We start from the raw sequence: 18,497 nt of genomic DNA on the forward strand, positions 1-18,497 counted from the left end.
GCTGTGAGTAACCCGGCTAGCGATGATTCTCGCGACTAAAAATCCCATAAAAAAAGGGACGATTGCTCGTCCCTTTTTCACACCGCTAATCACATTACTGCAGCAGCGAGATATCCGCGACCTGCAGGAACAGCTCACGCAGTTTTGACAGCAGCGTCAGGCGATTGACCCGCACTGCCTGATCGTCGGCGTTAACCATCACTTTATCGAAGAAGTTATCTACCGCAGTACGCAGTTGAGCCAGTTCGACCAGCGCATCCTGATAGCGGCCTTCCGCGAAGTAAGGCTGCAGCTTGCTGCTCAGCGCGGTGACAAAGGTCGCCAGCTGGATCTCTTCGCTCTCTTTCAGCAGCGACGCCTGCACGCTCTCATTCAGCGTTTCGGTCGATTTCGCCAGAATGTTAGAGACGCGCTTGTTCGCCGCCGCCAGTGCTGAGGCTGCTTCCAGCGTCCGGAAGTGCGATACCGCTTTCATGCGTGCATCAAAGTCAGCCGGACGGGTCGGACGACGCGCCAGAACGGCCTGCAGCGTGTCGATGCTGTGACCCTCTTCCTGATACCAGGTGCGGAAGCGACCCAGCATAAAGTCGATCACATCATCGACCACGCGAGTGTTGCTCAGCTTGCTGCCATACAGACGCACCGCTTCTTCAGTCAGCGTTTGCAGATCGAGCGGCAGATTCTTCTCAACGATGATACGCAGCACGCCCAGCGCCGCACGACGCAGTGCGAACGGATCTTTGTCGCCTTTTGGATGCTGACCGATGCCAAAAATACCGGCCAGCGTATCCATTTTGTCAGCAATCGCCAGCGCACAGGCAACCGGGCTTGACGGCAGATCATCACCGGCAAAGCGCGGCTGATACTGCTCATTCAGCGCGACCGCTACATCTTCGGCTTCGCCGTCGTGACGCGCATAGTGCATGCCCATCACGCCTTGCGTGTCGGTGAACTCGAAGACCATGTTGGTCATCAGATCACACTTCGACAGCAGGCCCGCGCGGGTGGCGTGATTCACATCGGCGCCAATTTCACCGGCAATCCAGCCTGCCAGAGCCTGAATGCGATCGGTTTTATCACGCAGCGTACCCAGCTCTTTCTGGAACAGCACCGTCTCCAGACGCGGCAGATGATCTTCCAGACGTTTTTTGCGGTCGGTGTTAAAGAAGAACTCCGCATCGGCCAAGCGTGGACGCACCACTTTCTCGTTGCCGGAGATAATCTGGCGCGGATCGCTGGATTCGATGTTGGTGACGAAAATGAAGTTCGGCATCAGGTTGCCATCATTGTCATACACCGGGAAATATTTCTGATCGCCTTTCATGGTGTAGACCAGCGCTTCCGCAGGCACCTTGAGGAATTTCTCTTCAAAGGTCGCGGTCAGAACCACCGGCCACTCTACCAGCGACGTCACCTCTTCCAGCAGGCTGTCGCTGATATCCGCGTTGCCGCCTAAGCGACGTGCGGCGGCTTCGGCATCGGCTTTAATCATCGCTTTGCGGACCTGATAGTCGGCAATGACCTGGCCGCGTTTTTCCAGCACATCAGGGTACTGATCGGCGTTGTCGAGCGTAATTTCGCTTTCACCCATAAAGCGGTGACCGCGAATAACGCGATCTGACTTAATGCCCAGAATGGTGCCTGGAATCAGCTCGTCGCCCAGCAGCATCGTCACGGTGTGAACCGGACGGACGAACTGCACATCGCTGTCGCCCCAGCGCATCAGTTTTGGCACTGGCAGCTTGCTGAGTGCGGTCGCAATCATCGCAGGGAGCAGCGCCTGAGCGGCTTCGCCTTTGACCTGAGCGCGGTAAACCAGCCATTCGCCTTTATCGGTGGCGAGGCGTTCAGCCTGATCGACAGTAATGCCGTTACCACGCGCCCAGCCTTCGGCGGCTTTGGTGGCGTTGCCATCAGCGTCAAACGCTGCGGAAACAGCCGGACCGCGCTTCTCGACTTGCCGATCGGGTTGTGAGGCGCTCAGGTTTGCCACTTTCAGCGCCAGACGACGCGGTGCAGCAAACCAGCTGACCTCGCCGTGGCTCAGGTTGGCGGCATCCAGTTCAGCGGTGACCTGCGCGGCAAAAGCTTCTGCCAGGCTGCGCAAGGCTTTTGGTGGCAGCTCTTCGGTGCCGATCTCCACCAGGAAGGTTTGTTCAGTCATGGCTGCCTCTTACTTTTTGTTATTGCACATCGGGAAGCCCATTGCCTCGCGAGAGGCGTAGTAAGCTTCAGCCACGGCTTTGGTCAGGGTACGAATACGCAGAATATAGCGCTGACGCTCTGTTACCGAGATCGCTTTACGGGCATCCAGCAGGTTGAAGCTGTGTGCCGCTTTCAGAATGCGTTCGTAGGCGGGCAGTGGCAGCGGTTTTTCCAGCGCCAGCAGATGCTGCGCCTCTTTCTCGTACTGCTCAAAGCAGGTAAAGAGGAAATCGACGTCGGCGTATTCGAAGTTATAGGTGGATTGCTCCACTTCGTTCTGATGGAACACATCGCCGTAGGTGGTTTTGCCCAGCGGGCCGTCGCTCCAGACCAGATCGTAAACGCTGTCGACGCCCTGGATATACATCGCCAGACGCTCCAGGCCGTAGGTAATCTCGCCGGTCACCGGCTTACACTCCAGGCCGCCAACCTGCTGGAAGTAGGTGAACTGCGTCACTTCCATGCCGTTGAGCCACACTTCCCAGCCGAGTCCCCAGGCACCCAGCGTCGGGTTTTCCCAGTTATCTTCCACGAAGCGAATGTCATGCACCGTCGGATCCATACCCAGCTCTTTCAGCGAGCCGAGATAGAGCTCCTGAATGTTGTCCGGTGACGGTTTGATGATCACCTGGAACTGGTAATAGTGCTGCAGACGGTTCGGGTTTTCACCGTAGCGACCATCGGTAGGACGGCGTGATGGCTGCACGTAGGCGGCGGCGATCGGCTCCGGGCCGAGTGCGCGCAGGCAGGTCATCGGGTGTGAAGTGCCAGCGCCCACTTCCATGTCCAGCGGTTGGACAATGGTGCAGCCCTGACGCGCCCAGTAATCCTGCAAGGTCAGGATCAGCCCCTGAAAGGTTTTGGTATCAAACTTTTGCATGTTGAGTGTGCACGCGCTTCGGTTAGATTAAAAAAAGAGGCCGACAGTATACCCTTTGACCGCGCGATGTGCAGCCGTAAATCCCAGGCGCAACCGGCTCGTTTTCGCGGTGATTCCGGGCGCTGGCATACAGATGCCTCTGAATCCTGTTGGCAGCAGTTGTTGCTCTGGTCGCATTTGACTACCCTTTGGCGCACGGAGCGATGCGCAAGAGGACGCCATGCCGCAGAAGATTTACTGGATAGATAATTTACGCGCGGTCGCCTGCCTGATGGTGATCGTGATTCACACCACCACCTGGTATATCACCGGGCCGATGGCGGTGACGGGCACCACCTGGGATGTGGCGAATCTGCTGAACTCGGCATCACGCGTCTGCGTTCCGCTGTTCTTTATGATCTCCGGTTATCTGTTTTTCGGCGAACGCAGCGCCCAGCCGCGCCACATGGTCAGGCTGGTGCTCTGTCTGCTGTTCTACAGCGCGGTCTCGCTGGCCTATATCACCTGGCTGACGCCGATCAGCGAAGGACGGTCGATCCTGAAGATGCTGCAGAAGCCGGTGTTCTATCACCTGTGGTTCTTCTTTGCGCTGATTGGCATCTATCTGATGTCGCCGCTGATTCAGGTGAAAAATGTGCAGGCGCGTTATGTGGCGCTACTGGTGCTGGTGCTGGCGGTGCTCGCCAACCCCAATACGGTCAGCCAGTCGCTGGGCCCGTTTCATTTCCTGCCGGTTAACCTCTATGTCAGCGGTGACAGCATTTACTACCTGCTCTATGCGCTACTGGGACGGGCGATTGGCACCATGGATACGACCCGGCGCGGCCTGACGCCGCTGGCTACCGGACTGTTTATCGCCTGTGTGATTGGTATTACGCTGGGGACGAAAAAGGCGCTGATCGTCAACGGCGCGTTTAACGATACCTGGTATCTTTACTGCGGACCGCTGGTGTTTATCGCCGCCATCAGCCTGCTGATCGTGTTTAAAAACAGCCTGAACCAGCGCACCCTTCCCGGTTTAAGGCTGATTGCCCGTTATTCACTGCCAATCTACGGCTTTCACGCGCTCTTCATTCACTATCTGCGCACGCATCACTACGATGATATGTCGCGTCCCTGGCTCGACCTGCCCTGGGTGTTTGGGCTGACGCTGGGCGGCAGCCTGCTGCTGGGGATGGCACTGAAACGCGTCGATACCCGTCATTTCGTCAGCTGATCGGCTTCACGCTGGCGGGCGCGTCGTAGCTGGCGCGCCGATGAAAAACCCGCCGCCAGCGCCGCTTTTTCGGCAGACTCACCCTGCTGCTGACGCTGGCGCGCCACGCCAACCCGCAGCTGCTCATGGTATTCCCGTACGCTGATCCCCAGATGCTGACGAAACAGACGCGCCAGATGACGGCTGCTGACGTGGGTGCGTCCGGCCAGCTCGGTCAGCGTCCAGCCATGCTCTGGATGGGCAATCATCAGATCCTGCGCGCGGTGAATGGCCGGATGCATGTGGTTGCGATAACGCAGCCAGGGTGAAAGCTGTGGGTCGTCACCGGCGCGGCGAAACCAGACCACCATTTCCCGCGCCACCGCCAGCGCGGTGGGGGTATCACAAAGCTGAGCGATCAGATGCAATGTCAGGTCGATCCCGGCCGTGATGCCCGCGCTGGTCCAGATATTCTCATGCCCGACAAACACGCGGTTCTCCTGCACCCGTGCACGCGGAGCCGCCGCTTTCAGGCGGGTAATCACATCATGATGAGTGGTGCAAAGTACGTCATCGAGCATGCCCGCCTGCGCCGCCAGCAGCGCACCCGAACAGACGCAGACCAGCATAAAGGTCTGCGCGCACAGCGCGGCGTTCTGGCGCCTCAGCCAGTCGCGTGCTTCTGCGGCCTGAGGTGTGGCATAACAGATCTGCGAATCATAGACGCCCGGCACCACCAGAAGGCTCCCTGCGGGCAACTGTTCCGGTAAAGGTTCAATGCCGCCAATGGTCATGCCGGTGGAGCAGACCACCTCCGGCTGCGGACCAATATAGCGCAGCGAAAAGCGATCGCCCGCCAGCTGCAGCGTCTCAGCCGGGCCGGTCAGATCCAGCGCCATCACGCCAGGCAGGGTTAAAAACCAGACGGTGCGTGTCATATTCTGGCCAGCGCTACACCAGATCCCAGCCACGGGCGCGCCACAACGCAGGCAGCTGCGCCATATCGTCGAAGCGGGTCACCAGTGGGTGGTCCAGTTCAGGGTTGTGCGGGTCAGCGCAGTAGTAGTAGACAGGAATGCCAGCGGCGATACCGGCGCGGGCGCCCGCTTCGGAGTCATCCACCAGAATGCAGCGCTCAATCGGCACCTGCATCTGTTCTGCGGCGTGGTACATCAGTTCCGGAGCGGGCTTCCAGTGCAGAATGTCATAGCCGCTGTAGAGGTGCTCCTCGAAAAGCGGCAGCATGCCGGTTAAGCCCAGCGAGTGCTGCATCTTTTTTACGGTTCCGTTTGAGACTACGCACATCGGCACTTTTATCTGCTCAACCAGCGCTTTCGCGCCCGGGATGGGCTGCAGTTGCAGATCAAACAGTCTTGCCACTTCCGCGCGATAAGCTGTTTCCACCTCTTCCATCGGCAGCGTTACCTGATGCGCATCGCCCACGTCACGAATGATGTCGTAGAGTTTGACGCCTTTATACTTTTCAAACATCTGCTGCAGCGACAGCGCCAGGCCGTAACGGGCAAAGGTGTTAACGTAGGCCTGGGTACAGAGCAACTCACTGTCGACCAGCGTGCCATCGCAATCAAAAAAGACGCATTCTACTGACATCAGACTCTATCCTTCGATTCGGGGTGTATTCCACACTCTACCGCACTCAGCGCAGATTGCGAGACTGGCAATCGGTTGCGAAAAATCATTGTATTGCCCCGGTAAAATCGCCAGGATACGCGCCGATGATTTTTTCTTCTGGATGGATGGCATGAGCAAGCAAGGCGTTTTGCAGCGCATCTTCAGGCTGCAGGAACATGGCACCACGGTGCGCACCGAAGTGATCGCGGGTATCACCACTTTTCTGACGATGGTCTATATCGTCTTCGTCAATCCGCAGATCCTCGGCGTCGCCGGCATGGATACCCAGGCGGTGTTTGTGACCACCTGTCTGATCGCCGCCTTCGGCAGCATTCTGATGGGACTGTTTGCTAATCTGCCGGTGGCGCTGGCACCCGCAATGGGGCTGAATGCCTTCTTCGCCTTTGTGGTGGTCGGGGCGATGGGCTATTCGTGGCAGGTCGGTATGGGCGCGATTTTCTGGGGCGCGGTTGGCCTGCTGATCCTGACGCTGCTGCGGGTTCGCTACTGGATGATTGCCAATATCCCGCTGAGCCTGCGCGTTGGCATCACCGCCGGTATCGGCCTGTTTATCGCGATGATGGGGCTAAAAAATGCCGGCATTATCGTACCAAATCCCGATACCCTGGTGGCGGTAGGGAATCTGACCTCGCACAGCGTACTGCTGGGCGCACTCGGCTTCTTTATTATCGCCATTCTGGCATCACGCAATATCCACGCAGCGGTGTTGATCTCAATGGTGATCACCACCGGCATCGGCTGGATGCTGGGCGACGTGAAGTTTGTCGGCCTGTTTTCAGCACCCCCATCGATAACGTCTGTAGTCGGTCAGGTCGATATTAAAGGCGCATTCAACATTGGCATGGCGGGGGTGATCTTCTCCTTTATGCTGGTCAATCTGTTCGACTCCTCCGGCACACTGATCGGCGTTACCGATAAAGCGGGACTCACCGATGAAACCGGCACCTTCCCGCGCATGCAGCAGGCGCTTTATGTCGACAGCATTAGTTCGGTCAGTGGCGCGCTGGCGGGCACCTCATCCGTGACCGCCTATATTGAGAGCACGTCGGGCGTGGCGATTGGGGGCCGTACCGGGCTGATGGCCGTGGTGACCGGCCTGCTGTTCCTGCTGGTAACCTTCCTGTCACCGCTGGCCGCAATGGTGCCATCCTACGCTGCCGCGGGCGCGCTGATTTACGTAGGCGTGTTAATGACCGCCAGCCTGTCGCGCGTGCGCTGGGATGATCTGACCGAAGCCGTTCCGGCCTTTGTGACCGCTGCCATGATGCCCTTCAGCTTTTCCATCACCGAAGGCATTGCGCTGGGGTTTATCGCTTACTGCGTAATGAAGCTGGGCACCGGACGCTGGCGTGAAATCAGCCCCTGCGTAGTGATTGTTGCGCTGCTGTTTGTTCTGAAGATTGTTTTTGTGGACGGGCACTAAGCACATTCAGGGCCGCAACCTTCGGGTTGCGGCTTTTTACATTTCAGGATGCAGGCTGCGCTCGCTGGGCAGGCTGGTCAGCCGCAGGGCAAGAGGCCCGATGTTGGGCTTACCCATTTCTATTTCGCGTAATGCGCGCCACTGAAAGTCACTATCCATCTCCCACAGGTGCAGACGCTGGGTCGCAGACGACAGCGCGCACGACCAGACCAGCACAGGCTCCGCATCGCACACCACCTGGATATCAGGATAAAGTGACGATCGCAGCCGACCCGCTCCCGGCAACAGCCGCAGCGAATCCAGTCCCCGATCACCCTCTCCCGTCAGCTTGAGAATGCTTTGCCGCAACGTCCAGATCTGCGTCACCGCTTCCATGGCATCCTGCTGGGCATTAATCCAGGCGATCTCGCCCGAGGTGAATCCCTGAATCAACTGCTCCTGCGTCTGACGGCTCCGCGCATGGACGATCTCCATATCCAGACCGGCACGTCCTCCCTCTTCAGCCAACAGGACGCCCACCGTATTCCCCGCATAGGCGATACTGAAATCGGGCAGTTCGCTGTCAGCAAACACCGGACGTCCATTGCTCTGGATAATCAGGCGCGGCAGTGTCTGAATGCCATAAACCCGCAGCATAAGCTGTGCCAGCAGGGTTCGCGCGGCAAGAAATCGCCCACGGCGTTTGTCAGCAAACTGCTGTGCCGTGTCGGTAATCGCCTGGGGAATACACATATCTTTCGCCGGGAAGCCGGGGTCGCCCGTCCAGCGTACAAAATGACCAGCCATCTGTCGCTCCGTGAAAATGGTCAGATAATCATCAGAAGCATTGTAGGAATTTTCTTAACACATTGCATCCGTCAACGCGAACATTAGTTTAAATTCAGAATAGGATGAGCGGCGTCGTGAGGGATAGCATACCGGACAGGGCTGTCACAAGGCCTTAACGGAATGATGGTCGCTACCTGTCACACTGGATAAGAAGAGGATAACTTATGCTACTGGACGAGATGGTGAAACGAGAGCGCAGTCTGCACGGTGTCAGGCGGCGGGAGCTGGCGTGGCTGGAGCAGATGCTCCATCCTGACTTTTGTGAGATCACCCGTTCAGGGTACTTTGTCACTCGCGCGCAGACCATTGCGGCACTGATAAAAGAAGAAGCACTACCTGAAATGCTCAGTAGTGACTTTCAGCTGGTCAGGACGGGCGAGATGGGTCTCATCCTGCTCTACCAGAGCTGTGATGCCGATGGCCGTCGGGCCGCATTGCGTACGTCACACTGGCTACGTGAGGGTCAGAACTGGCGAATGGTGTTTCATCAGGGGACACCCTCAGCAGAACCGGGTTTGATGCGCGTGCCTGGTTAGCCATCCCGCGGGCAGCCAGCGTAGCTGTGACACCGCTGTCATGCGGGTGTCAGGCTGCTGTCGGGTCAGGATCGTGTTACTGCCGGACGTTCCGCCGCACACTTTTCCTTCCTGTCTGTTACTTCGGAGAATAAGAATGAGCAGCATCAACAGATTTAAAGAACATCGCCTGGCACGGGCGTGGTCACAGGAACAGCTGGCAGAAATGGCGGGACTGAGCACCCGCACCGTGCAGCGTATTGAAAATGGTGAGCGGCCGGGACTGGAAACCCTGAGTGCGCTGGCTGCCGTCTTTGAGGTGAACGTTGCTGATCTGACCGGTCCGCAGAACGGGGAAGATCAGGCGCTGGATCAGCGGATTACTGATGCGCGCAGCAGGATCGCCGGTGAAGCTCGCTTTTACCGTTCACTGATTACTGCGGTGGTGGTTTGCGGACTGCTGTTCGTCCTGAATCATGTGACGGCACCGGATGATCACTGGTCGCTCTGGGTCGCGGCAATCTGGGGAGCGCTGCTGATTGTCCGGGCGATGCGGACCTTTGTGTTTCATGGTCTGACGCAGCGCTGGCAGCAAAAGCGCCTGCAGAAAATGCTGCGCCGTTAATGCGGTGATCCGCGTCACGAACTGAATCGCGACGCGGAGAGCATCAGGCGAAGCGGCTCGCCTGATCAAAGCTCAGTCGCGGCAGACGCGGATGCAGTTTTGATGCGTCACCATATCCGAGGTTGATCAGCAGGTTAACCTGATACTGACCGTCCGGGAAAAAGGCGTCATTGACTTTGGCCGGCTCAAAACCGGACATCGGACCGGCATCCAGACCCAGCGAGCGAGCCGCCAGAATCAGATAACCTGCCTGCAGGCTGCTGTTACGGAAAGCCGTCTCTTTCGCCGCTTCCGGGCTGCCGGTAAACCAGCTACGCGCATCCGCATGCGGGAACAGCGCGGGCAGTTGTTCATAGAACTCGCGATCCCAGGCCACTATCACCGTGACCGGCGCGCTCATGGTTTTATCCAGATTGCCGGAAGAGAGTGCCGGTTTCAGCTTCTCTTTGCCTTCCGCAGACGTTACGAAAACAAAACGCGCTGGCGAGCAGTTCGCCGAGGTCGGGCCCAGTGCCGTTAAGGCATAGAGCTGTTCCAGCAGGGCGTTATCAACAGGCTTATCCTGCCAGTAACTGTGGGTACGGGCGTCATTAAATAGCGTGTCCAGTGCGGCAGTGTCGAGCGGTGTACTCATGTAACTCTCCTGTTACAGGCGAAAAGCTTCGCCCAAGGGTGTTCACGTCGTGGATTTGCGTCCGGCTCGACGCGGCTGGATGAGGCGGGGATCATTCACCGCAATCTGTAGCCGCCGTCAGATCGGCGCGTCTACCGTTATACGACAACGCGGTGCCGTCGCAAAATAACTTATCAGCAAGAATGAACGCAGAAGCGGGAATAGCAGAGGATAGCGCGAGGCGGGAAATCAGGCCTGACAGCGCATCGCCATCAGGCCAGTGAGCCTATTTACCAATACAGAAGCTGGAGAAGATACGCCCCAGCAGATCGTCAGAGGTGAACTCGCCGGTGATTTCACTCAGCGCCTGCTGAGCAACACGCAGCTCTTCGGCCAGTAACTCACCGGCCCGGGCACCGAGCAGCTGCGCTCTGCCCTGCTGTAAGTGCGTTGCCGCCAGCTCCAGCGCCTGGAGATGACGACGGCGTGCCAGGAAGCCGCCTTCCATGTTGCCTGCAAATCCCATGCTCTGCTTCAGGTGATCACGCAGCTCATCAACGCCTTCACTGGTACGTGCCGACAGACGAATCAGTGAATGACCGTTTATTTCTGTCAGACCGAGAGGCTCACAGGTGACGTCTGCTTTGTTGCGGACCACGGTAATCGGCAGTTCCGGCGGCAGACGGGAGACAAAATCGGGCCAGATAGCCGCTGCTTCGGTGGCATCGGTGGTGGTGCCATCGACCATAAACAGCACGCGGTCAGCCTGCTCGATCTCCTGCCAGGCACGCTCAATCCCGATACGTTCAACTTCATCGCTGGCCTCACGCAGACCGGCGGTGTCGATGATATGCAGCGGCATGCCATCGATATGAATATGCTCACGCAGGACGTCGCGGGTGGTGCCCGCAATGTCTGTAACGATGGCGGCATCACGGCCCGCCAGCGCATTCAGCAGGCTCGATTTACCCGCATTAGGCCGGCCAGCAATCACCACTTTCATCCCTTCACGCAGCAGGCTGCCCTGACGCGCTTCGGCGCGGACCGCATCCAGATCGCCGATCACCGTATTCAGCTGCGCTTCGATTCTGCCGTCAGAAAGGAAATCGATCTCCTCATCCGGGAAGTCGATAGCCGCTTCGACATAAATCCGCAGATGAGTAAGGGCTTCCACAAGATGATTGATGCGGGTGGAGAATGCGCCCTGCAGCGAGTTGACCGCTGACCGTGCCGCCTGCTCAGAGCTGGCATCAATCAGGTCGGCAATCGCTTCGGCCTGCGCCAGATCGAGCTTGTCATTCAGAAACGCCCGCTCAGAAAACTCACCCGGCTGGGCAATACGCACGCCAGGCAGCGCCACGATGCGCTTCAGCAGCAGGTCAAGAATAACCGGACCACCGTGCCCCTGCAGCTCCAGCACATCTTCGCCGGTAAAGGAGTTGGGGCCAGGGAACCACAGCGCAATGCCCTGATCCAGCACGCTGCCGTCACTATCGGTAAACGGCAGATAATCGGCGTAACGCGGCTTAGGCAGTTTACCCAGCAGCTGGCGGGCAACCTCTGCCGCCTGGGCGCCAGAGACGCGCAGAATGCCTACGCCGCCGCGTCCAGGCGGTGTTGCCTGGGCAACAATGGTATCGCTGTGGCTCATAAATTTTCTCTCGCTACAAAAAACACAGGCGGTCGCTTTGACCGCCTGAGAATAGACTATTTAAGGGCGGGATGACTCCCGCGCTGAATCGCTTACGCTTTCTTCTTGTCGCGGCTATGCAGACCACGTTTTTCCAGGCCGCGATAAATCAGCTGCTGCTGGAGAATGGTGACCAGGTTGCTGACGATGTAGTACAGCACCAGACCTGACGGGAACCACAGGAAGAACACGGTAAAAATCACCGGCATGTAAGTCATGATCTTCTGCTGCATCGGATCGGTCACGGTGGTCGGTGACATCTTCTGAATGAAGAACATGGTGATGCCCATCAGAATCGGCAGGATGTAGTACGGGTCCTGCGCTGACAGGTCATGGATCCACAGAACGAATGGGGCATGACGCAGTTCAACCGAGCCTGACAGCATATAGTAGAGCGCCAGGAAGATTGGCATCTGAATCACCAGCGGCAGACAGCCACCCAGCGGATTCACTTTCTCTGCTTTATACAGCGCCATCATTTCCTGGCTCTGCTTCTGCTTGTCATCACCCAGACGCTCACGCATCGCCTGAATTTTCGGCTGCAGCATGCGCATCTTGGCCATCGAGGTGTACTGCGCTTTAGTCAGCGGGTACATGATGCCGCGCACGATGAAGGTGATCACGATAATGGAGAAGCCCCAGTTACCGATGAAGCTGTGGATGAATTTCAGCAGTTTGAACAGCGGCTGAGAGATAAACCACAACCAGCCGTAATCCACGGTCAGATCAAGGTGCGGCGCAATCGCGGCCATCTTGTCCTGAATTTCCGGGCCGACCCACAGCGTTGCACCCAGATTCTGCTGTGCGCCTGCGGCAATGGTGACCGGTGCAGATTTATAGCCAATTGCCGCAACGCCGTTACCCAGGTTGCTGGTGTAAAGGGTGTTGGTGCCTTCGGTACGCGGAACCCATGCCGTCGCAAAGTACTGTTGCAGCATCGCCACCCAGCCATTGCTGGTGGTCGCGTTCAGGTTCTCGTTGTCCGCGATAGTGTCGAATTTATACTTCTCATATTTCGACTCGCTGGTGGAGTAGGCCGCACCACGGAAGGTGTGCAGCGCAAAGTTGTTGCTGCCGGTATCACGATGCTTTGGCAGATCAATCGTCTGCTTCAGCTGGCCAAACAACGACACTTCCAGCGGCTGCTGCGTGGTGTTGTTGACATGATAATCGACATTAACGGCATATTCGCCACGCTTGAAGATGAAGGTTTTGGTATAAACCACGCCATTTTCAGCGGTATAGGTCATCGGCACACGCAGTTCGGACTGGCCATCAGCCATCTCGAAGTGATTCTGTGCAGCGTTGAACAGCGGACGTGCACCGTTGTTCGGGTTATCCGGGCCATTACGACCGGTTAAACCGCTCTGAGCCTGATAAAGGAACGCTGGCGTTGTTTCAAGCAGCTGGAACGGCTGGTCTGAACCCAGTTTGTCCGGGAAAGTCAGCAGCTGTGCTTGTTCAACATCACCGCCTCGGGTGTTGATATTCAATGACAGGACATCAGTCTTAACGGTGATCGTCTGGCCCTGACCGCTGGCCGGTACACCCTGACTGGCGGCATCACCCGCTACGCTGTTGGTGCCCTGTGTGGTCTGCGTCTGCTGTGGCTGCGGAGCGTGGTCCGTCTGCCAGGCTTGCCAGATCATAAAGGTCACGAACAGAAAAGCGATGAGAAAGAGATTGCGTTGCGAATCCATCGTTAATGTTCTCTGGTATCAAAGGTTTTTGGCGGCACAGGATCGTCACCACCCGGGTTCAAGGGGTGGCATTTTAATACGCGTTTTAATGTCAACCAACTGCCTTTTATCAGGCCGAACCTGCGTAATGCCTCAATTCCGTAATGAGAGCAGGTCGGGTGAAACCGACAGTGTGGTCCCAGTAATGGACTGATACCGCGTTGATAGACGCGTATCAGGACGATCAGGAGCCGCGCGCCAGGCGACAGTGACGACGCCATAATTTCTCCAACGCTTCCGCCAGCATACGGTTATCCAGATCGGCAACCCCCTTCTTCGCGACCACCACGAAGTCCATCGACGGCAGTTCATGTTGACGCAGACGAAAGCTTTCGCGGGTCAATCGCTTGATCCGGTTGCGTTCATGAGCGCGTTTCACATGTTTTTTAGCGACGGTGAGACCGATGCGGGGATGCCCCAGCGCGTTAAGGCGGCCGAGAATAGTAATTTGCGGCGTGCCAGCCCGTTGTGGCTGCTGGAAGACGAAAGTGAAATGAGTGGGAGTTAACAAACGTAACTCCCTGGGAAATGCGAGCTTACCCATCAGGGCTTGCTTTATTACTTAGAAACGGTCAGACGAGAACGGCCTTTAGCACGACGACGTGCCAGAACCTGACGACCATTTTTTGTTGCCATACGAGCACGGAAACCGTGTGAACGGTTGCGCTTCAGTACGGACGGTTGAAAAGTGCGTTTCATGGCGGTTTCTACCTAAACTTGAAAATTTTCACTGGGTGACGCGTTTCGGGCCAGAAAATCGACCTACGCCTCAATGTGTCTTTAATAAAGAGGCGGGATTGTAATAATTGTACAGTCCCGAGTCAATTTACTTCGCGTGTCATAGTGCCTGAAAACCCGCATACAGCCCGCAGAGTCCCGACTTTGCGCCTGATGGCTCATTGTCGGGTGGAGAATTATACGGGCTCCGCACTAAAGCGCAAGGATCGCGCGGGATCTTATTGCGATCGGCTCACCGGATCCTGGGGATAAAATGAGATAACGTCCGAAATTTTCATCTATTGCGTCAGATCTCTGCTGGTTTTTCCCGCAACTGGCGTAAACTTCTTTGCGCGCCTCTGGCCTGTGGATAAAAAGGATCAAAACTGTGTAGAAAGGGGAGATCTCTGCCTCGCTTTGCGCTATGATCCGCCCTTCCGCTGACGATCCTCCGGTGATTGCAGGACGGAAAACCGCTGATAGCGGTCGCAGGCGCTTTCTTAGTGTCTGTGTCAAAAATGAACGTTTCTTAGAGTAACGCCTACTATTCTTTTCGAATTTGTACGAGTGGAGTCCGCCGTGTCACTTACGCTTTGGCAACAGTGTCTTGCCCGTTTGCAGGATGAGCTTCCTGCCACCGAATTCAGCATGTGGATCCGTCCACTCCAGGCTGAGTTAAACGACAATACGCTTGCCTTGTATGCTCCAAATCGCTTCGTACTCGACTGGGTTCGGGACAAATACCTTAATAGCATCAACGCACTGCTAAATGAATTTTGTGGTCCAAACGTGCCTGCACTGCGTTTTGAAGTAGGTACGCGCCCGGTTCAGCAGCAAGCGGCAGCGGTCAGCCAGCCCGTCATGGCCAGCGTCAGCGCGCCCGTGATGCCCGTACAGAGCCATATTCGTCCGGCCCCGGCGCAGATCATGCGTCCCAGCTGGGATAATGTCCCGGCTCCGGCCGACGTCACTTACCGCTCGAATGTGAATAACCGTCATAACTTCGATAACTTTGTTGAGGGTAAATCTAACCAGCTGGCGCGCGCGGCGGCACGTCAGGTGGCGGATAATCCAGGCGGCGCTTATAACCCACTTTTTCTGTATGGCGGCACGGGTCTCGGTAAAACGCACCTGTTGCATGCGGTGGGCAACGGCATCATTGCCCGCAAACCCAATGCAAAAGTGGTTTACATGCACTCCGAGCGTTTTGTACAGGATATGGTTAAAGCGCTGCAGAACAATGCAATTGAAGAGTTCAAACGCTACTACCGTTCTGTGGATGCGCTATTGATCGATGACATTCAGTTCTTTGCGAATAAAGAGCGCTCACAGGAAGAGTTCTTCCACACCTTTAATGCCTTATTAGAAGGCAATCAGCAGATCATCCTCACCTCGGATCGCTATCCCAAAGAGATCAACGGTGTAGAGGATCGTCTTAAATCGCGCTTCGGCTGGGGTTTAACGGTGGCGATCGAGCCGCCTGAGCTGGAAACGCGTGTGGCGATCCTGATGAAAAAAGCGGATGAGAACGACATCCGTCTGCCGGGTGAAGTTGCCTTCTTTATTGCCAAGCGTTTGCGCTCTAACGTGCGTGAACTGGAAGGTGCACTGAACCGCGTCATCGCCAATGCTAACTTTACCGGTCGGGCGATCACCATCGACTTCGTGCGTGAAGCGCTGCGCGATCTGCTGGCGCTGCAGGAAAAGCTGGTCACCATCGATAATATTCAGAAGACCGTGGCTGAGTACTACAAGATTAAGGTGGCCGATCTACTTTCCAAACGCCGTTCGCGCTCGGTAGCGCGTCCGCGCCAGATGGCGATGGCGATGGCGAAAGAGTTGACGAACCACAGCTTGCCAGAAATTGGCGACGCTTTTGGGGGTCGCGACCACACAACGGTGCTTCATGCCTGCCGCAAGATTGAGCAGCTGCGTGAAGAGAGCCACGATATCAAAGAAGATTTCTCTAATCTCATCAGAACATTATCTTCCTGACGCTATGAAATTTATTGTTGAACGTGAGCAGCTGCTGAAGCCGCTGCAACAAGTTAGTGGCCCACTGGGTGGTCGTCCGACGCTGCCGATTCTCGGAAACCTGCTGCTGCAGGTTACAGAAGGTTCGCTGCTGCTGACCGGTACCGATCTGGAAATGGAGATGGTCGCACGTGTGGCGCTGACGCAGGCGCATGAGCCTGGCTCCACCACCGTTCCGGCGCGAAAATTTTTGGATATCTGTCGCGGATTGCCGGATGGTGCAGAAATCACGCTGGCGCTGGAAGGCGATCGTATGCTGGTTCGCTCTGGCCGCAGCCGTTTTTCGCTGTCGACCCTGCCCGCCAGTGACTTCCCGAATCTCGACGACTGGCAGAGTGAAGTTGAATTCACCCTGCCGCAGGCGACCCTGAAACGGCTGATCGAAGCCACTCAGTTCTCGATGGCCCATCAGGATGTGCGTTACTACCTCAACGGCATGATGTTTGAAACCGAAGGGGAAGAGCTGCGCACTGTAGCCACTGATGGTCACCGTCTGGCCGTTTGCTCCATGCCGATTGGTCAGGCACTGCCAAGTCATTCCGTGATTGTGCCACGTAAAGGCGTCATTGAGCTGCTGCGTCTGCTGGATGGCGGCGATACGCCTCTGCAGGTCCGGATTGGCGGCAGCAATATCCGCGCGCACGTCGGCGACTATATCTTTACCTCTAAGCTGGTTGATGGTCGCTTCCCTGACTATCGCCGCGTATTGCCGAAGAATCCCGATAAAGTGCTGGAAGCGGGCTGCGATCTGCTCAAACAGGCCTTTGCCCGTGCTGCCATCCTCTCTAACGAGAAGTTCCGCGGTGTTCGCCTCTATATCACCGAAAATCAGCTAAAAATCACCGCCAATAACCCTGAACAGGAAGAAGCGGAAGAGATGCTGGATGTCAGCTATAACGGCACGGAACTGGAGATCGGTTTTAACGTCAGTTACGTGCTGGATGTGCTGAACGCGCTGAAGTGCGAAAACGTCCGCCTGCTGCTGACGGATTCAGTGTCGAGCGTGCAGATCGAAGATGTGGCGAGTCCCGCAGCAGCTTACGTCGTCATGCCCATGCGCTTGTAGGTGTGATATATCGGCCTGGCTTACTTGCTATGTTGTGCCCCGGCAGTGCTCGCCATCATCACGTACTTCAGTACGCTCCGGTGGCTGTGCGCTGGCGAGGCGCAACGTAGCGGCGACGCCGACGGCCTCGTGACTGGGATGTCGGCCAAACCTGCTTTGCCGTTAACGCACTTGATCGCCAGGTCCAAAAACTTTATTGCCCTTCACGCTGGATTGATTCATGGCTTTAACCCGCCTTCTTATCAAAGATTTTCGTAATATTGAGCAGGCCGACCTGCAACTGGCCCCCGGATTTAATTTCCTGGTGGGTGCCAACGGCAGTGGGAAAACCAGCGTTTTAGAGGCGATTCATACGCTGGGGCATGGTCGATCGTTTCGCAGTTTGCAGGCGGGTCGCGTCATTCGTCACGACGAGGCGGCGTTCGTCTTGCACGGGCGTCTGGAAAACGCAGAGCGGGAAATTTCTGTCGGGCTGACCAAAAACCGGGCCGGTGACAGCAAAGTGCGTATTGATGGCAGCGATGGTCATAAAGTCGCAGAGCTGGCGCAGCTGCTGCCGATGCAGTTAATCACGCCTGAAGGTTTTAGTCTGCTGAATGGCGGTCCCAAATACCGCCGGGCCTACGTCGACTGGGGCTGTTTCCATAACACGCCCGGCTTTTTCAACGCATGGAACAACATGCGTCGCCTGCTTAAACAGCGGAACGCGGCGCTTCGCCAGGTCTCACGTTACAGCCAGATTCGCCCCTGGGATCAGGAGCTGGTTCCGCTGGCTGAACAGATTAGCCAGTGGCGGGCGGAATACAGTGCGGCAATATCTGCAGAGATCACCGCCACCTGTAGCCAGTTTCTGCCAGAGTTTGAACTGCGCTTCTCTTTCCAGCGTGGCTGGGACAAAGAGAGTGATTACGGCGAACTGCTGGAACGTAACTTCGAGCGCGATCGTGCGCTGACCTATACCGCCAGCGGCCCCCATAAAGCCGATTTTCGTATTCGGGCTGAAGGGACGCCGGTGGAAGATTTACTCTCACGCGGGCAGTTAAAACTGCTGATGTGTGCATTGCGTCTGGCACAGGGCGAGTTCCTGACAAGCCAGAGCGGACGCCGCTGTATTTACCTCATTGATGACTTTGCTTCTGAGCTGGATGAGAGCCGACGACGCCTGCTGGCGGACCGGTTAAAGGCCACTCAGGCGCAGGTGTTTGTCAGCGCTATTTCTGCCGGGCATGTAATCGACATGACTGACGAAAAGGGCAAGATGTTCCGCGTGGAACAGGGTAAAATAGCGGTTCAACCTGAAGATTAAAATGAGCG

18 protein-coding genes are annotated in these 18,497 nt (G+C 56.7%); 7 read left to right on the forward strand and 11 right to left on the reverse strand.

The window, feature by feature from the left end; translation table 11 throughout:
* Positions 1-94: 94 nt before the first annotated feature.
* Positions 95-2,164: a glycine--tRNA ligase subunit beta gene (glyS, locus tag P2R09_RS00660; protein WP_275766089.1), complete on the reverse strand. Its 2,070-nt coding sequence runs from the start codon at positions 2,162-2,164 to the stop codon at positions 95-97.
* A 9-nt stretch (positions 2,165-2,173) separates the two neighbouring features.
* On the reverse strand, positions 2,174-3,085 hold the full coding sequence (gene glyQ / locus P2R09_RS00665; protein WP_003849680.1) for a glycine--tRNA ligase subunit alpha: 912 nt from the start codon (positions 3,083-3,085) through the stop codon (positions 2,174-2,176).
* 220 nt (positions 3,086-3,305) lie between these two features.
* Between glyQ and P2R09_RS00670 the strand changes: the two genes are divergently transcribed.
* Entirely contained in the window at positions 3,306-4,301 is a 996-nt protein-coding gene (locus P2R09_RS00670) for an acyltransferase (protein WP_275766093.1), read from the forward strand.
* On the opposite strand, the gene P2R09_RS00675 is transcribed toward P2R09_RS00670, so the two are convergent.
* Both P2R09_RS00675 and yieH read right to left on the reverse strand, forming a co-directional pair.
* Complete coding sequence (locus tag P2R09_RS00675) at positions 4,286-5,218, reverse strand: helix-turn-helix domain-containing protein (RefSeq protein WP_275766095.1); 933 nt, start codon at positions 5,216-5,218, stop codon at positions 4,286-4,288. The genes P2R09_RS00670 and P2R09_RS00675 overlap by 16 nt on opposite strands.
* A 13-nt stretch (positions 5,219-5,231) precedes the next feature.
* Positions 5,232-5,891: a 6-phosphogluconate phosphatase gene (yieH, locus tag P2R09_RS00680; RefSeq protein WP_275766098.1), complete on the reverse strand. Its 660-nt coding sequence runs from the start codon at positions 5,889-5,891 to the stop codon at positions 5,232-5,234.
* Positions 5,892-6,042: 151 nt separating this feature from the next.
* Here yieH and P2R09_RS00685 point away from each other — a divergent pair, with 151 nt between their 5' ends.
* A complete protein-coding gene (locus tag P2R09_RS00685) occupies positions 6,043-7,356 on the forward strand; it encodes an NCS2 family permease (protein ID WP_008926398.1) in 1,314 nt (437 codons plus the stop codon).
* Between the two features lie 36 nt (positions 7,357-7,392).
* Here P2R09_RS00685 and P2R09_RS00690 read toward each other — a convergent pair whose 3' ends face one another.
* Positions 7,393-8,142 carry a 4'-phosphopantetheinyl transferase superfamily protein gene (locus tag P2R09_RS00690; RefSeq protein ID WP_275766102.1) on the reverse strand — a complete coding sequence of 250 codons (750 nt, stop codon included), beginning with the start codon at positions 8,140-8,142 and terminating at the stop codon, positions 7,393-7,395.
* Positions 8,143-8,348: 206 nt separating this feature from the next.
* Here P2R09_RS00690 and P2R09_RS00695 point away from each other — a divergent pair, with 206 nt between their 5' ends.
* Together P2R09_RS00695 and P2R09_RS00700 are read left to right on the forward strand one after the other, a co-directional pair.
* Positions 8,349-8,720, forward strand: coding sequence for a DUF4440 domain-containing protein (locus P2R09_RS00695; protein ID WP_275766105.1), 372 nt, complete (start codon positions 8,349-8,351; stop codon positions 8,718-8,720).
* A 136-nt stretch (positions 8,721-8,856) separates the two neighbouring features.
* Positions 8,857-9,324 carry a helix-turn-helix domain-containing protein gene (locus tag P2R09_RS00700; RefSeq protein WP_003849668.1) on the forward strand — a complete coding sequence of 156 codons (468 nt, stop codon included), beginning with the start codon at positions 8,857-8,859 and terminating at the stop codon, positions 9,322-9,324.
* A gap of 43 nt (positions 9,325-9,367) precedes the next feature.
* On the opposite strand, the gene P2R09_RS00705 is transcribed toward P2R09_RS00700, so the two are convergent.
* The 6 genes from P2R09_RS00705 to rpmH form a co-directional block, all read right to left on the reverse strand.
* Positions 9,368-9,958, reverse strand: coding sequence for a malonic semialdehyde reductase (locus P2R09_RS00705; protein ID WP_275766109.1), 591 nt, complete (start codon positions 9,956-9,958; stop codon positions 9,368-9,370).
* A gap of 265 nt (positions 9,959-10,223) precedes the next feature.
* Positions 10,224-11,588: a tRNA uridine-5-carboxymethylaminomethyl(34) synthesis GTPase MnmE gene (gene mnmE, locus P2R09_RS00710; RefSeq protein ID WP_275766111.1), complete on the reverse strand. Its 1,365-nt coding sequence runs from the start codon at positions 11,586-11,588 to the stop codon at positions 10,224-10,226.
* Positions 11,589-11,680: 92 nt separating this feature from the next.
* Positions 11,681-13,327, reverse strand: coding sequence for a membrane protein insertase YidC (gene yidC / locus P2R09_RS00715; protein WP_003849663.1), 1,647 nt, complete (start codon positions 13,325-13,327; stop codon positions 11,681-11,683).
* Between the two features lie 2 nt (positions 13,328-13,329).
* Positions 13,330-13,587 carry a membrane protein insertion efficiency factor YidD gene (gene yidD, locus P2R09_RS00720; RefSeq protein WP_008926397.1) on the reverse strand — a complete coding sequence of 86 codons (258 nt, stop codon included), beginning with the start codon at positions 13,585-13,587 and terminating at the stop codon, positions 13,330-13,332.
* The gene (gene rnpA / locus P2R09_RS00725; protein WP_008926396.1) at positions 13,551-13,910 is read right to left on the reverse strand and encodes a ribonuclease P protein component; all 360 of its coding nucleotides are present in this window, start codon (positions 13,908-13,910) and stop codon (positions 13,551-13,553) included. Before rnpA ends, yidD begins: the two co-directional genes overlap by 37 nt.
* Positions 13,911-13,924: 14 nt before the next feature.
* Positions 13,925-14,065: a 50S ribosomal protein L34 gene (gene rpmH, locus P2R09_RS00730; RefSeq protein ID WP_003849659.1), complete on the reverse strand. Its 141-nt coding sequence runs from the start codon at positions 14,063-14,065 to the stop codon at positions 13,925-13,927.
* Between the two features lie 597 nt (positions 14,066-14,662).
* Between rpmH and dnaA the strand changes: the two genes are divergently transcribed.
* The 3 genes from dnaA (at position 14,663) to recF (ending at position 18,489) form a co-directional block, all read left to right on the forward strand.
* Positions 14,663-16,078 (forward strand): chromosomal replication initiator protein DnaA, encoded by a 1,416-nt coding sequence (dnaA, locus tag P2R09_RS00735; protein ID WP_003849649.1) that lies wholly within the window; start codon positions 14,663-14,665, stop codon positions 16,076-16,078.
* Between the two features lie 4 nt (positions 16,079-16,082).
* The gene (gene dnaN / locus P2R09_RS00740) at positions 16,083-17,183 is read left to right on the forward strand and encodes a DNA polymerase III subunit beta (RefSeq protein WP_003849646.1); all 1,101 of its coding nucleotides are present in this window, start codon (positions 16,083-16,085) and stop codon (positions 17,181-17,183) included.
* Between the two features lie 220 nt (positions 17,184-17,403).
* Positions 17,404-18,489 (forward strand): DNA replication/repair protein RecF, encoded by a 1,086-nt coding sequence (recF, locus tag P2R09_RS00745; RefSeq protein WP_003849644.1) that lies wholly within the window; start codon positions 17,404-17,406, stop codon positions 18,487-18,489.
* Positions 18,490-18,497: the final 8 nt, after the last annotated feature.

Origin of the sequence: Pantoea sp. Cr_R13 (assembly GCF_029222565.1) — a bacterium.
In the GTDB taxonomy this organism is placed as follows: domain Bacteria; phylum Pseudomonadota; class Gammaproteobacteria; order Enterobacterales; family Enterobacteriaceae; genus Pantoea; species Pantoea eucalypti.

Bases quoted from the DNA above. Each gene is read 5' to 3' on its own strand.
- glyS (WP_275766089.1), bottom strand. From the start codon at position 2,164: ATGACTGAACAAACCTTCCTGGTGGAGATCGGCACCGAAGAGCTGCCA.
- glyQ (WP_003849680.1), bottom strand. From the start codon at position 3,085: ATGCAAAAGTTTGATACCAAAACCTTTCAGGGGCTGATCCTGACCTTG.
- P2R09_RS00670 (WP_275766093.1), top strand. From the start codon at position 3,306: ATGCCGCAGAAGATTTACTGGATAGATAATTTACGCGCGGTCGCCTGC.
- P2R09_RS00675 (WP_275766095.1), bottom strand. From the start codon at position 5,218: ATGACACGCACCGTCTGGTTTTTAACCCTGCCTGGCGTGATGGCGCTG.
- yieH (WP_275766098.1), bottom strand. From the start codon at position 5,891: ATGTCAGTAGAATGCGTCTTTTTTGATTGCGATGGCACGCTGGTCGAC.
- P2R09_RS00685 (WP_008926398.1), top strand. From the start codon at position 6,043: ATGAGCAAGCAAGGCGTTTTGCAGCGCATCTTCAGGCTGCAGGAACAT.
- P2R09_RS00690 (WP_275766102.1), bottom strand. From the start codon at position 8,142: ATGGCTGGTCATTTTGTACGCTGGACGGGCGACCCCGGCTTCCCGGCG.
- P2R09_RS00695 (WP_275766105.1), top strand. From the start codon at position 8,349: ATGCTACTGGACGAGATGGTGAAACGAGAGCGCAGTCTGCACGGTGTC.
- P2R09_RS00700 (WP_003849668.1), top strand. From the start codon at position 8,857: ATGAGCAGCATCAACAGATTTAAAGAACATCGCCTGGCACGGGCGTGG.
- P2R09_RS00705 (WP_275766109.1), bottom strand. From the start codon at position 9,958: ATGAGTACACCGCTCGACACTGCCGCACTGGACACGCTATTTAATGAC.
- mnmE (WP_275766111.1), bottom strand. From the start codon at position 11,588: ATGAGCCACAGCGATACCATTGTTGCCCAGGCAACACCGCCTGGACGC.
- yidC (WP_003849663.1), bottom strand. From the start codon at position 13,327: ATGGATTCGCAACGCAATCTCTTTCTCATCGCTTTTCTGTTCGTGACC.
- yidD (WP_008926397.1), bottom strand. From the start codon at position 13,587: ATGGCGTCGTCACTGTCGCCTGGCGCGCGGCTCCTGATCGTCCTGATA.
- rnpA (WP_008926396.1), bottom strand. From the start codon at position 13,910: ATGGGTAAGCTCGCATTTCCCAGGGAGTTACGTTTGTTAACTCCCACT.
- rpmH (WP_003849659.1), bottom strand. From the start codon at position 14,065: ATGAAACGCACTTTTCAACCGTCCGTACTGAAGCGCAACCGTTCACAC.
- dnaN (WP_003849646.1), top strand. From the start codon at position 16,083: ATGAAATTTATTGTTGAACGTGAGCAGCTGCTGAAGCCGCTGCAACAA.
- recF (WP_003849644.1), top strand. From the start codon at position 17,404: ATGGCTTTAACCCGCCTTCTTATCAAAGATTTTCGTAATATTGAGCAG.